The following is a 12,850-nucleotide window of genomic DNA, read 5'->3' as shown; positions in this document are numbered from 1 at the left end:
CGCAAACGTCAGGAGTGCTCCATGGATATTACGAGCGATACCCACAGCCAGCATATCTCTCGCCAGTTCAACCAGGAGCTGGAAGAGCTGAAAACCCACCTGATGGCGATGGGCGGGCTGGTCGAAAAACAAGTGCAGGACGCCGTTCACTCCCTTTTGGAAGGCGATACTCATTTGGCCGAGCAAGTGCGCGACAATGATCGCCAGGTCAACGAGCTGCAGCTGCAAATTGACGATGAATGTACCCGTGTACTCGCCCGCCGCCAGCCGGCAGCATCCGATTTACGTTTGGTGCTTGCCGTTATCCGCGCCACATCGGACCTTGAGCGGATTGGTGATGAAGCCAGTAAAATCGCCCGAAACGCACTGTTACTGAGCGAAAGTACTAGCACTATTCGCGGCTTGGTGGAAGTACGCCACATCAGCGAACATGTGCGTAAAATGCTTCGCGACTCACTCACCGCCTTTGCCCGTTTTGATACTGACCTCGCTATGCAGGTAGTCCGCGAAGACGAACTGGTGGATGACGAGTACAGCAGTGCTATGCGGTCATTAATGACCTTTATGATGGAAGACTCGCGTTCAATCACTTCTGTACTCAGTATTATGTGGGTACTGCGTGCACTTGAGCGAGTCGGCGACCACGCTGACAACCTTGCCGAGTATGTGGTCTACCTCGTTAAAGGCTTGGATATACGCCATAGCGATACCGACAACCTGGCTCCTACAACGAAAAAGCCTTGACCTGATAAGAGTTTCCTCCTGCAATACGTCCAGGCTGCTTAACCGCCTGGACGTTTGGATTATTAGGAGCTCCCCCCAACATGCTGGATGCTGTCACTGCGCTAAGCCGAGGTACACGCTGTGTGTATCAATCCGGTATGCGTCGCTATGTTTTTCTGCCCATCTTGGTCAATCTTATTGTCTACGTGAGTATGCTCAGCGTAGTCCTCAATCGCTTCGATGGCTGGCTAGCTCATTGGATGGAGATGGTGCCGACCTGGCTTGATTGGCTATCGTGGCTCATCTGGCCGCTTTTTGTGATTAGTTTGATTGTGGTGGTGTTTTTCACTTTCACGCTGGTTACCAGCTTAATAGCCGCCCCGTTTTATGGTTTTTTGGCCGCTAAAGTTGAAACCTACACCACTGGACGTGAACCGCTTGATGACCGCAGCCTGAGCAAGTCTGCGATTGATGCCGTTGGCCGTGAGTTTGTTAAGCTCGGCTATATACTCCCACGGGCCGCGGCCCTGTTTGTGATTAGCTGGATACCAGGCCTGAATATAGTGGCCCCGCTGTTATGGGCACTTTTTTCAGCGTGGGTGATGGCCATCACCTATCTAGATTACCCCATGGACAATAACAAAGTATCGTTTGCCGATATGCGTCAACGACTCTCGAATCGTTGGTGGCAGAGCCTCACCTTTGGTGGATTAGTAACCCTTGTCACCTGGATACCACTGGCAAACTTATTTCTACTACCTGGTGCCGTAGCAGGCGCTGTATTGCTTTGGGATGATCACTACAGAGAAGCGGGCCGTATTATCCCCCATGCATGACAAGTCATTTTCCAAGCGCTTATCACCCAGGCCATAATGGTGGGCTACCTTTAATAGTTAACAACAAAAACCCGCTTTAGCGGGTTTTTGTTGCACTACCATACGGTTACATCGGCTATTCAATACATCGTTGATATCGGCGCGTTAAAAACGTTCTGTTAATACAGGTCATCATAAATCGGAAAGAATAGCTAAAAGAAGATGGGGTCGTTACAAAAAATCAGGCCCCGCATTCGCAGGGCCCAAGAACATAATATTAGACAATGACTAGCGCTAGCTTCCTTTCCTTTTGGGGGACTCCAACCTTGGAATATTACCCTGACTAACGCTCTGATTGTCGTTTGATTCGCTCCGTGAATCGATGTGCATCCTTGTCAACGTGACATGCAACTGCATGGTAAGCTCACCCACCAATCGTAACCCATGCAGCCAATATTGCAAGCATTTGTTACTGAATGTTTCGCACGCTGCGCATAAAGTTATTTTTTTGTGCTGCAAGCCTCTTGCATACCATACGGTATGCGTTGGCGCAGACTTAACAAAATGGAGTTGCACGAAAAGAACTGCCGCCTCGGCAAAAAAAGAAAAAACCTTAAAAATAAAAAGCTTATAACCTATTACATAATATCAAAATTAAACTTCAACGTGATTCAATGCTCAAAAAATCTGCCACTAATGGCACATAGGTTCGAAGAACAAAGCTTTACAGCAATGATGTTTACGCGCAGCAAGTTACGTTAGGCAATGTAACAATACTGGGCGATCAAGCAAGCAAAGCAAAGCAAAGAGAGAACGAGGAAAATACTGAAAGGGAGTGAAATAAAAGCAGACGACAAAAATTAGGCCCCAGCTGGGGCCTATTACTAGATAATGATAGGTAATATCTGACGCTAGCTTCCTCTCCGTGTGCGGGACTCCAACCTTGGAATTTACCCTGACTAGCGTTCTGATTGCCTATTGGTTCATCCGTGAACCTGAAAAAAGCATCCTGCCTTGCCAACTTCCTGTTGTAAGCTTCTTCATCCATTGAAGAAGCATGCATCAACCTAGTTGACTAATAATGTGACGTCCGCTGCTTCATATCACTTAAAAAAGAAATAAGAGCCACGTATAAGGCCAACATTTCCTATCTAGAATATTGCAGACAGCGTGCCAGCCCTCGCAAAAAATACAAAAATAAATTTAAAAACAATAGCTTATTAAATCAAAGTGGGTCATGAAAATACTGATTGAGACGGCAATAGGATATTGGTAACTGTGTAAAAATGGCACATGCGCAACCTTTTACCAATTATGCATGCCAATATTGCACGCTTTTAAACGCATGGTGCGTCAAGAAAATAAGCGTGCTGAGTTAAATAAGCCGAGAAACGGGAAAAACGCAGCGGAACAGCGCTCCCTTACCAGGGTGGGATTCTATCTGTAGCTGCGCATCGTGGCGTAATAACACGTGCTTTACGATGGCTAAACCTAAGCCGGTACCACCAGTGGCGGTGCTGCGCCCTTTATCAACGCGATAAAAACGCTCGGTCAAGCGGGGAATATGGACGGGGTCGATGCCTTCGCCGTTATCTTCAACCTCTATACTGCCACCAGATGTCAGGCTCGCCTTCCAGCGCAGGGTAATATGACTCCCTGCGGGGGTATAGCGAACGGCATTAAAGGCTAGATTGGAGACAGCACTACGGATTTCCTGCTCGCTACCTAGCAGGCGGACATCGCTGTCAAGCGCCACGGTGATGGTATGACGCTGATGTGACAAGGCTAACGCATCATTGCAAATACTTTGCAGCAAAGGTCCGAGCGGTAGCGGATGATGATCTTTGCCACCCTGATCAATCTCCAAGCGGGAAAGCAGCAGCAGGTCATTGACCAAATTTTGCATGCGCTGCGTCTGTTCCTGCATTTGTTGTATGCTTTTGCCTAACCGCGGAGGCAGTTGATCGGCAATATCGCTATAGGTTTCCAGATAACCTGACAAGACCGTTAACGGCGTGCGCAGCTCGTGGGAGACGTTGGCCACAAAATCACGCCGCATCTGCTCAAGGCGATGCAAGCGGGTAATATCCCGTGCCATTACCAGCCGTTCATCGTCACCGTACAAGGTAATTTGATACTGGAGGATGCAGCGCTCATCAATGGGCGATGTTAGCGTTAACGGTTCGCTATAGTTGCGCGCATTAAAATAGCTGATGAACCCTGGGTCGCGTAGTAGATTAGTAATGTGCTGGCCACGGTCATGAGCGGTTTGGAGTCCCAGCATCGTCGATGCGGCGCTGTTCCACCACTCCAGATCACCGTGCCGGTCAAGCATAACGACACTGTCGCGCATCGCTTCAGACGACTCTTGAATTCGCGCCAAGGTAGCGCGCAAGCGACTTTGGGTGATGCGCTGACTTTTCTGATAGCGGTATAAACGGTCAAAGAGCTCGCCCCACATCCCACGCGCTGCAGGAGGCTCATCATGTGGGTGAAGCGTTAGCCAAAGATAAAGCTGGCGCAGTTGCCGTAAATGATAAAAGAGGCATGCCGCCAACCCTGTCGCAAGGCCGAGTCCTGCCGAGCCCACTATCCAGCCTAAACACGTACCTAACGTGGCTAGCCACGCAATTCGCCAAAGTTCACGGCTCCACAGGTGCACATTTACACCCGCGCAGAGAAACGATAACCGGTACCCCGAACCGTCTGGATCAGGTTTTGGTGCACATCGCCTAATGCTTTACGCAAGCGACGAATATGCACATCGACCGTGCGCTCTTCAACGTAGACATTCCCCCCCCATACCTGGTCAAGAAGTTGGCTACGTGTATAAGCACGCTCTTGATGGGTCATAAAAAACTGCAGTAAACGGTACTCGGTAGGGCCCATTTCCAATGCTTTGCCATGGGCGCTTACCCGGTGGCTTACCGGATCAAGCAACAGGCCATTAATTTCGATAGGATCTTCAACGCCACGCGGAGTGGCACGCCGCAGCACTGCTTTTAGCCGCGCCACCAGTTCACGGGGTGAAAAAGGCTTGGTGATATAGTCATCGGCGCCCGCTTCCAGCCCCTGGATTTTATTATCCTCTTCGCCTTTAGCGGTGAGCATAATGATAGGAATTTCAGCGGTCGCTTCTTCACGCTTTAAGCGTCTGGCCAGCTCAATTCCGCTGGTACCCGGCATCATCCAATCGAGCAGCAATAAGTCAGGCTGGTGGTCAACGACCATGGCATGAGCGTCCTGGGCGTTGTCGGCTTCGAGCACGCGATAGTCAGCCATTTCCAGCGCAACCGCAATCATCTCACGGATCGACGCCTCGTCATCGACAATCAGAACGGTCTTGGCGGTCATACCAGAGCCTCACGGTGTACAAAGAAAGCTTGTTCAAAGAAAAGGTTCAAAGAAAACAGTTCAATGACATGTCAGTGACGATCACACCATGACTTGATGACATTTAGATGACAGTCGCCGACATCAGCCAACCACAGGCCACCAACTTAATGCAATCCCCGCAAACACCAGTAAGCCCGACCAATGATTATTAAGGAACGCCTGAAAGCAGGCATCGCGTTCACGATGGCGTATCAAACGCTGTTGGTGAATGAAGGTAGCCGCCATAGCAATCAGCCCTAACCAGAAAAAACCGCCTAACCCTACCTGCCAGCCAACCCATGCCAGCAATCCCAGTGTGGCCAATTGCAGTAAGCCGATGATCGCTCGATCCGCTGTACCAAACAGCACGGCTGTGGACTTAATGCCGATTTTGACATCATCATCGCGGTCAACCATGGCATATTGAGTATCGTAGGCCACGGTCCAGAGTACATTAGCGCCAAATAGCAGCCAGGCTTCCAGCGGCACATGGCCCAGCACGGCACCAAATGCCATGGGAATCGCCCATGAAAACGCCGCTCCCAGTACGACCTGTGGGAAATGGGTATAACGCTTCATAAAGGGGTAAGCAATCGCCAGTATGACGCCCCCCAACGAGAGCAGCACCGTAAACCAATTTGTCAGCAATACTAAAATAAACGCTATCGCCACCAAACCAAAAAACAAAAGCTGAGCCTCGGTTTCGCTTATACGACCAGTGGCGAGAGGACGATGCTTTGTGCGTTTTACATAGCCATCAACATGGCGGTCAGCATAATCATTGACGACACAGCCAGCCGCGCGCATCACATAAACGCCTGCTATAAAAATCAACAGCGTAGTGCGGCCAGGCACTCCATCCGCCGCTACCCAAAGCGCCCAAAGCGTAGGCCACATCAATAGCCATGTTCCAATCGGCCGATTCAATCGCATCAGCTGTATAAAATCTGTCACGCGAGCCAGTCCCTTTGGCCGCAACAGTGAACGATCCATGCCTACCTCACTAAAATTAGCATACAGTGGTTAGCCTAGCACGAAGGCAGCTTAAGCGCGTCGGCCATCGCACCCAAAAAATATTCCTGAATCAACAATGACAGCCCACCCTGCTGACCGCCGTGCTGAAAGACCGAGCGTCTGCCCCAGCTGCATGTCTCCCCGCTATCGTTTCCGCTAGCAAACCGCGGTGGTTGTGTCGTGACTTCCAAGGGCCCTCGGATCAAATCGGGCTGTCGAAATAACCAACTACCCAATGAGCGCTCACCCAAACGCTCCAAACGTTGCCCTTTGAGCTGCGCTAATGGGGCAACCGAACGCGCAACGACCCAGGGCGTCTCATCGACACATAGCGCTACTTCGCGCAGCCAAGCCAACCGTTTAGGGGCAATGCCCAATGCCTGAGCCTCATCCTGTCGCGGCCAGCCGATGTCTTGGCGCAGCAATCGCACTCGAAAACACCTATCACCACTAGCCGCCACTAAGCGGGCGGTAAGTGAATCGGTAGAGGCAACCCACTGCCACCAAGCGACACTCATTGCCGGACGGGCCGCTGCTACCGGCCGCCAACGCGGAAAAAGGGGAGCTTGCCACCGTACTGTGTTTACGTCTGGATTCATAGATCTGGATTCATAGAGTAATGTCAGTGTGTTAGACCATAAAGTAAGGCTGGAGACCAGCGTTGCTCCCCCTCCCATTCTGCCTCAACTGCCAACATGAAGGAGAGCATGCGATAGACGCTCATCACCTGGGATGAGGCTAGCGCAAGCCAGAGTAATTAATCCTCAAGGAAAGACTTCCATTCACTTGCCACGTTTGGCACTGCCATGAAAGAGATAAAAACCCAAGACAGCCAGGATGGCCCCAGTAAAATTGAAAACAATGTCAAGCAATGTGTTGTAGTAGCCACCGACCCCGTTATCTGGCACTAGCAACACGGCAACAAACTCGATAATTTCATTGACCGCACCTACGCCCAGCGCCGCCATCAGCGCGATAAAGCCAATAAGTAGGGGTGGGTGCTTCTGTCCCAAATAATTTCTCAATAAGTGAAGAAATAACAATGCGACGACGGCATAAAGGTAGGCATGCACGAATTGATCAAACTTGAGAATATAAAACTCCCCGCCGCCGTCAAAGAGGGTGACCATCCGCCATGTGTAGAGTACGCCATCGCCGGTTGGAACACTTCCTCCCATCATATGCAGCAATCCCCAGATAGAGATGCCCCACAAGAGGGAAGCTGGAATTCGGGTTTTATCGAGAGTTCCGTAAAGTAGGGCAAAAACAAACACGATTACCCCGATATAACCAATAAATTCAACATTAAAATTAACGATGAAATAGGCTGTAAACGCAGCAGTATACAAAGCCGTAAACGTAAGCACAGCCTTTTCGGAGAGCAAAAATTTCATCATCAACCAGCGTCTCCAAGGCGACAAAAACAGAGAAAATTAGTATAACATAATGCCTTTAAAGGCTTTTTTTCCAGTAACTCTTTTGGTGTTTGCATGCTCGCATCCTCCCACACGCAGGCAGCTTCAACGTCGCACGCTGAGCTAGTGATTATTGGCACTGGAATGGCCGGTGTAGGTCTGGCACGCGCGTTGCGGCGCCAGGGCGACCAACGCTCAATCACCATGATTAGCGCTGATAGTGGCGATGAGTACAGTAAACCACTACTTTCCACCGGCTTTGTTAAGCGTATCGAGCCTGACATGCTGGCCCAGCGTAGCGCCAGCGCGCTAGCCACCGACCTCAACGTACAGTTACTTCCCCACACCCATGTCACGCAGTTGGATGTAGGTAGCCAGCAGGTCCAGTGTAGCAATGGCGTGCGGCTTGGCTATAACGACATCGTTCTGGCCACTGGTGCCGCTCCACGGCAGCCATTTAGCCTTGATCCCTCGGTGGCCTCACGCTGCTTTACCATTAACGACTTGGACGAGTACCGCCAGTTTTATCAAGCATTAGGCCACAGCCCGGCAAAAGTGGCGATAATAGGGGCTGGGCTAGTCGGCTGTGAATTTGCCAACGATTTGCACGCCGGAGGCCATCACGTCGATGTGATCGCTCCTGAGGGCACCTTGCTCCCAAGGTTGCTGCCACCGCCTTTAGGGGTCGCCTTAAGCAATGCCTTTAGCGAAGCAGGAATCCAGCTCCACCTGGGTCGCTCGATTGACTCCATCGCGCTTACCAGCGATGACAACTTACATCTATGCCTCGCGAATGGCGACGCCGTCAACGCTGATATTGTGTTGATGGCTACTGGCCTCTCACCACGCTCTACACTTGCCGAGAGGGCCGGCTTAACGGTATCGGCAAGTGGTATAGCGGTTGACCGCCAGCTACGCACATCGCATCCGAATATCTACGCGTTAGGCGATGTCGCCTGTGTGAGCGGGGTTAACGCCATGTATGTCCAGCCTCTGCAGGCGAGTGCCAAGGCGCTAGCGGCCACCCTGTCGGGCACGCCCACTGACGTTAGTTTTGGCGCCTGGCCGGTGGTGGTAAAAACGCCGCTGCTACCCGTGGTGGCTTACCCCCCGATATCTCCCCCCGAGCGCTGGAGAATTGAAGGCGATGGGAGCGATATCAGCGCCCTAGCAGAAAATAAAGACGGACGTTTGATTGGTTTTGCGTTGACAGGCGGCTGCGTGAGAAGGAAAGTGGAGCTTTCCAGAGCAGCCCCTGCGCTGCTAGGCTGATGTTCGCCGCGTGCACGACTAGGCTTGAAACAGTAACCTACTCGGATGACGCATCCATCAATACTGCATTGCTTTACGTTGAAACGTTACTCAAGGGAGATACCTTATGCGCAAACCTGAACTCGCTGCTGCCATCGCTGAAAGTGCTGATCTATCCAAAGACAAGGCTGGCCAAGTACTCAATGTAATTCTTGATGAAATCACTAACAGCGCTGCGAAAGGCGAAGATGTCGCGTTGATTGGTTTTGGTACTTTCACCGTACGTGAGCGTGCAGCCCGTACCGGTAAAAACCCTCAAACCGGCGCTCCACTGCAAATTCCGGCTAGTAAAAATGTTGCCTTTAAACCAGGCAAAGCGCTTAAAGACGCGGTTTCCTAATGAAACTCAAGCTGACGCTGTGGCTGCTGGGCGTGATGCTCAAACGTGCCCTGCGCCGCAAGCCGCGCTTTCGTGAGCAATTAGAGCGTATGCGCGGTCTAGACTGGGGAATTGCCACGGAAGATCTAAGCATTGCTCGCCATTATCGGATGACGCCGAAAGGTATCAGTACCGGTAAAGGGTTACCTATTGACCTAGATCTTGAACTACGTTTCCGCGATCAGGAAACGGCGTTAAGCGTTCTTAAAAAACCAACCCAGCAAGCCTTTCTCGACGGTATGATGAGCGGCAACGTACGTTTAGTAGGTGATTCTGCCGATATGAATAAGCTACAAAAGTTACTCAAGTACATGTAGCAAAGCTCCATTGGCACCATGATTAACCGCCAACAAGGTAGAACAGCTACCGATGGACATCCCTCATCAACGCTTAGTGTATTTTCGCGTTACCCTTGAGTCTGGCTCAGTGCGCCGCGCAGCGGCGCGCTTAAACATTGCGCCTTCGGCAGTCAGCCGACAAATTTTACTATTGGAAGAAGCCCTGGGTGCTACCCTTATAGAGCGTCACCGGGGGGGTATTTCGTCTACCCAGGTAGGCGAGATGCTGCTTGCGTACTGCGAGCGTCGCGGCACCCTTGATGAAGATTTCATTGCCTCGCTTGAGGCATATCAACGCTTGGAAACCGGCCGGATATCTCTCACTGTCGGCGAAGGATTTGTGAGCGACCTAGTCGCCTCCCCCCTGCATGAATTCACCCAACTGTATGCGGGCATCCAACTCGATATTCATATCGCGGGCACCTCAGGTATTATTGAAGCCGTCGTTGATGATCATAGCCATATAGGTTTAATGTTTCATGAGCGAACCCATCCTCAGCTTCGCTTCTGGGCCTCCAGCCCGCAGCCACTGATGGCAATATTGTCGCCCAGCCACCCCCTCGCCAGCCATGCCGGTCCATTGACACTCACCCAGCTCAGCGACCAACCCATGGCCATGTGGGATCCTTCCCACGGGGTGCGTCAAATGATTGATCAAGCCTTTCAACAGGCGCGGATCGCCCCGCGCCTAGCAATGAACACTAACTCCATGGTGGTGTTGGCGCAGTACGTACGCAGCGGCATGGGTATTACCCTGTTACCCGCCTTTGCCGTCGCTCATGACCTTGAAATTGGTAGCCTGATCGCGCGCCCGGTTGACGATCCGCTTTTTCAGCGTTCCCAAGCCCATATGGTGACACGCGTAGGTCGCCAACAGCCCAAGGCCAGTATTCTGCTGCTGCGCCATTTACAACGCTGGATGCAAGCCTTCCGTAATCCTGAGTCGACCGTCAGTAATCAACCAACACCGCTACCGTAACCAAACGCCACACTCGCCTCCGGGGCCGTTTCCACCCAAACGCTTTGGGGCACCGTATATTCTCGCAGGCCATCCAAGCCACTGGAGCGACCAAAACCACTGTCGCCAAAGCCGCCAAATGGGGACATCACGCTGATCGCTTTGTAACTATTGATCCATACGGTTCCGGCTCGCAAGCGCCCCGCCACACGATGCGCTCGCGCAACATCCTGACTCCAGACGGCCCCAGCTAACCCAAAGCGGGTGTCATTGGCGAGCTGAATCGCCCCAGCTTCATCATCAAAGGCCATGGCGATCAGTACTGGACCAAATACCTCTTGTTGAGCAATCTCCATATCAGGGGTCACATCGACCAGCACGGTCGGAGCGATAAAGTAGCCCTGAGCTTCCTCTGGCAGCCCCACCGAGCGCTTAGCCCCCGTCAATACTCGTGCGCCTGCCGCCACTGCTGCTTCGATCATGCGAGTGACCTGCTCAAATTGACGGCGATTCTGCAGCGGGCCCATACGGGACGCTTCATCACTGGGCAAGCCCACCTCAATTTGCTCGGCGGCCCTGGCCAGACGAGTCGTGACGTCGTCAAAAACCGAGCGTTCAATAAGTAAGCGTGACCCTGCCACGCAGCTCTGTCCGGCGGCGGCAAAAATAGCGGCCTGGGCGCCTGCGACGGCTTCATCCAGCTTGGCATCGGCAAACACGATATTAGCCGACTTCCCCCCCAGCTCTAACACACTGGGCACTAAACGCCGTGCGCCCGCCTCGGCAATCATGCGGCCACTCTGGGGAGACCCTACAAATACCAGCTTACTGATGACGGGGTGATCGGTCAGCGCTGCACCAGTCGTTTTGCCCAGCCCGTTGACGATATTGATAAGCCCTTTAGGAAGGCCGCTATTTTCAAGTAGCTTCGCAATCACCACCGATGAGAACGGCGTCAGCTCAGAAGGCTTCAATACTACCGCATTGCCCGCCGCTATCGCCGGAGCCAGCTGCCAGGCGCAGGTAAACATCGGTGCGTTCCAGGGGGTAATTTGCCCCACGACGCCATAGGGCACATGACGCACATAGTTAAGATGAGAGGTAGGAACCGGAATCACTTCGCCATGCTGCTTGTCGCACCAGCCCGCGTAGTATTCAAACATCTCCCGCACTTTGCCAACCTCAGCCCGGCAGTCGCGGATTGGCTTACCAGCCACAACACTTTCCAACTGCGCCAGCGCCTCTTCATGACCCTCTAACCCACGTAGTGCCGCATGCATGCGACGTCCACGCTCGCTGGCAGTTAACGCCATCCACTCATGCTGTCCTTGCCAAGCCGCCTGAGCCGCACGTTCAATTAGCGCAGCGCCCGCGTCGCGATAGCTCAACAGCGTTTCCCCAGTGACCGGATTGATTAGGGTGATCACTTCTCCTTCGCCAGCTACTAAACCACCATCAATCCAGTTGCTTAACGGTGTTTCAGCGGCTAAACCGAAGTTTTCAAGCAGCTTTGCAAGCTGGTCACAGGCATGTTGACTAAGTGCGTTCATTCGTTGCTCTCCGCTTGCGTGGCGCACGCTAAGATCGGCGTGGTGATATGGTTAAAATCATCGCTATCGACGGGGTAATCGGTGTTTTCGTGCCAGGCATCGACAACCGCTTGCAACAGCGGCAAGGGGAGACCCAGTTGCTCAGCGGCCTCCCGTGCCAGACGCAGATCCTTACGCATCAAGCCAGTGGTAAAGCCTGAATCAAAGCGCTCACTCAGCACCCACTCGGGAAAATTCACCTCGCTTATCGCACTGCGTCCAGAGCCGCTGTTGATCCCCGCCAGGCAGGCGGCGGGGTCAACACCAGCTTTGGATGCCATCGCCACTGCCTCTGCCGTCGTCAGTAAATGTGCCGCGCAGAGATAATTATTAGCGAGTTTGACCACATGGCCGCTGCCAGCACCGCCCACATGGGTACGCTTGGCTGACATGGCTTCCAGCATGGGCGTAACGCGTTCGATAGTGCTTTCATCACCGCCTAACAACATACCCAACTTGCCGCTGGCCGCGCCTTTTGGACCACCGCTAACAGGAGCATCCAACCATTGAAGACCCGCCGCGACGACTTTTTCGGCCAGCTCTCGGCTAACGGCGGGGTCGCTGGTGGAAGTATCAACAATGACGCTGCCTTTCGGGGCCAGGGTGAGTAAGCCAGGAGACTGCTCAATAACCTCGCGAACGTGGGCGGACGTGGGCAATGACAGTAAGTAAACGTCACTTGTGGGCAGGGCATCAGGAGCAACGACGGCTAAGCCGAGCGCGTCGAGCCTTGAACGTGCGGCTTCAAATACATCGCTGCCGGTCACTGCAAATCCGGCGGCTTTAAGAGTGAGCGCCATATTGCCGCCCATCTGCCCCAGCCCAATGACCGTAATGGTTAAAGACATTCTAAAATCCCCTAAGCGCCTTTTGGGTAACCAGACGCTATGTTCGATGTTGATATTTGGCGTAGACGCTCCCCTACCCAGCAGG

13 protein-coding genes are annotated in these 12,850 nt (G+C 52.6%); 6 read left to right on the top strand and 7 right to left on the bottom strand.

The genetic code is table 11. The features are described 5' to 3' along the window. Positions 1–21: 21 nt before the first annotated feature. Positions 22–744 carry a phosphate signaling complex protein PhoU gene (gene phoU / locus ACFFLD_RS15325; protein WP_386041849.1) on the top strand — a complete coding sequence of 241 codons (723 nt, stop codon included), beginning with the start codon at positions 22–24 and terminating at the stop codon, positions 742–744. A gap of 80 nt (positions 745–824) precedes the next feature. Beyond that, on the top strand, positions 825–1,559 hold the full coding sequence (cysZ, locus tag ACFFLD_RS15320) for a sulfate transporter CysZ (protein WP_386041847.1): 735 nt from the start codon (positions 825–827) through the stop codon (positions 1,557–1,559). A 1,354-nt stretch (positions 1,560–2,913) separates the two neighbouring features. Here the strand turns inward: cysZ and phoR are convergent. The 5 genes from phoR to ACFFLD_RS15295 form a co-directional block, all read right to left on the bottom strand. Further along, positions 2,914–4,200, bottom strand: coding sequence for a phosphate regulon sensor histidine kinase PhoR (gene phoR, locus ACFFLD_RS15315; protein WP_386041845.1), 1,287 nt, complete (start codon positions 4,198–4,200; stop codon positions 2,914–2,916). A gap of 2 nt (positions 4,201–4,202) precedes the next feature. Then, positions 4,203–4,892, bottom strand: coding sequence for a phosphate regulon transcriptional regulator PhoB (gene phoB, locus ACFFLD_RS15310; protein ID WP_007112280.1), 690 nt, complete (start codon positions 4,890–4,892; stop codon positions 4,203–4,205). Between the two features lie 123 nt (positions 4,893–5,015). Then, a complete protein-coding gene (gene ubiA / locus ACFFLD_RS15305; protein ID WP_386041843.1) occupies positions 5,016–5,906 on the bottom strand; it encodes a 4-hydroxybenzoate octaprenyltransferase in 891 nt (296 codons plus the stop codon). Positions 5,907–5,941: 35 nt separating this feature from the next. Next, entirely contained in the window at positions 5,942–6,526 is a 585-nt protein-coding gene (locus tag ACFFLD_RS15300; RefSeq protein WP_386041841.1) for a chorismate--pyruvate lyase family protein, read from the bottom strand. A gap of 183 nt (positions 6,527–6,709) precedes the next feature. After that, positions 6,710–7,324, bottom strand: coding sequence for a DUF2238 domain-containing protein (locus tag ACFFLD_RS15295; RefSeq protein WP_386041839.1), 615 nt, complete (start codon positions 7,322–7,324; stop codon positions 6,710–6,712). Positions 7,325–7,417: 93 nt separating this feature from the next. On the opposite strand from ACFFLD_RS15295, the gene ACFFLD_RS15290 reads away from it, so the two are divergent. From ACFFLD_RS15290 to ACFFLD_RS15275, 4 genes are all read left to right on the top strand, one after another. Further along, a complete protein-coding gene (locus tag ACFFLD_RS15290; RefSeq protein WP_386041837.1) occupies positions 7,418–8,614 on the top strand; it encodes an NAD(P)/FAD-dependent oxidoreductase in 1,197 nt (398 codons plus the stop codon). Between the two features lie 106 nt (positions 8,615–8,720). Then, positions 8,721–8,993, top strand: coding sequence for an HU family DNA-binding protein (locus ACFFLD_RS15285; RefSeq protein ID WP_386041835.1), 273 nt, complete (start codon positions 8,721–8,723; stop codon positions 8,991–8,993). Next, positions 8,993–9,349, top strand: a complete 357-nt coding sequence (locus ACFFLD_RS15280) for a hypothetical protein (protein WP_386041833.1) — start codon at positions 8,993–8,995, stop codon at positions 9,347–9,349. Before ACFFLD_RS15285 ends, ACFFLD_RS15280 begins: the two co-directional genes overlap by 1 nt. 52 nt (positions 9,350–9,401) lie before the next feature. After that, a complete protein-coding gene (locus ACFFLD_RS15275; RefSeq protein WP_386041831.1) occupies positions 9,402–10,349 on the top strand; it encodes a LysR family transcriptional regulator in 948 nt (315 codons plus the stop codon). On the opposite strand, the gene ACFFLD_RS15270 is transcribed toward ACFFLD_RS15275, so the two are convergent. Continuing rightward, a complete protein-coding gene (locus tag ACFFLD_RS15270; protein WP_386041829.1) occupies positions 10,328–11,878 on the bottom strand; it encodes an aldehyde dehydrogenase family protein in 1,551 nt (516 codons plus the stop codon). The genes ACFFLD_RS15275 and ACFFLD_RS15270 overlap by 22 nt on opposite strands. Then, positions 11,875–12,813: an NAD(P)-dependent oxidoreductase gene (locus tag ACFFLD_RS15265; protein ID WP_386042859.1), complete on the bottom strand. Its 939-nt coding sequence runs from the start codon at positions 12,811–12,813 to the stop codon at positions 11,875–11,877. The genes ACFFLD_RS15270 and ACFFLD_RS15265 overlap by 4 nt, the downstream gene beginning before the upstream one ends. Positions 12,814–12,850 lie beyond the last annotated feature (37 nt).

Origin of the sequence: Vreelandella sulfidaeris (genome assembly GCF_042429665.1) — a bacterium.
In the GTDB taxonomy this organism is placed as follows: Bacteria; Pseudomonadota; Gammaproteobacteria; order Pseudomonadales; family Halomonadaceae; genus Vreelandella.
The sequence above is the reverse complement of the archived record's forward strand: the minus strand, read 5'-3'. Positions and strand labels throughout refer to the sequence as shown.

What these genes read in the sequence shown, in the direction of transcription:
- phoU (WP_386041849.1), top strand. Translation starts at nt 22, where the DNA reads ATGGATATTACGAGCGATACCCACAGCCAGCATATCTCTCGCCAGTTC.
- cysZ (WP_386041847.1), top strand. Translation starts at nt 825, where the DNA reads ATGCTGGATGCTGTCACTGCGCTAAGCCGAGGTACACGCTGTGTGTAT.
- phoB (WP_007112280.1), bottom strand. Translation starts at nt 4,892, where the DNA reads ATGACCGCCAAGACCGTTCTGATTGTCGATGACGAGGCGTCGATCCGT.
- ubiA (WP_386041843.1), bottom strand. Translation starts at nt 5,906, where the DNA reads ATGGATCGTTCACTGTTGCGGCCAAAGGGACTGGCTCGCGTGACAGAT.
- ACFFLD_RS15300 (WP_386041841.1), bottom strand. Translation starts at nt 6,526, where the DNA reads ATGAATCCAGACGTAAACACAGTACGGTGGCAAGCTCCCCTTTTTCCG.
- ACFFLD_RS15295 (WP_386041839.1), bottom strand. Translation starts at nt 7,324, where the DNA reads ATGATGAAATTTTTGCTCTCCGAAAAGGCTGTGCTTACGTTTACGGCT.
- ACFFLD_RS15290 (WP_386041837.1), top strand. Translation starts at nt 7,418, where the DNA reads ATGCTCGCATCCTCCCACACGCAGGCAGCTTCAACGTCGCACGCTGAG.
- ACFFLD_RS15285 (WP_386041835.1), top strand. Translation starts at nt 8,721, where the DNA reads ATGCGCAAACCTGAACTCGCTGCTGCCATCGCTGAAAGTGCTGATCTA.
- ACFFLD_RS15280 (WP_386041833.1), top strand. Translation starts at nt 8,993, where the DNA reads ATGAAACTCAAGCTGACGCTGTGGCTGCTGGGCGTGATGCTCAAACGT.
- ACFFLD_RS15275 (WP_386041831.1), top strand. Translation starts at nt 9,402, where the DNA reads ATGGACATCCCTCATCAACGCTTAGTGTATTTTCGCGTTACCCTTGAG.
- ACFFLD_RS15270 (WP_386041829.1), bottom strand. Translation starts at nt 11,878, where the DNA reads ATGAACGCACTTAGTCAACATGCCTGTGACCAGCTTGCAAAGCTGCTT.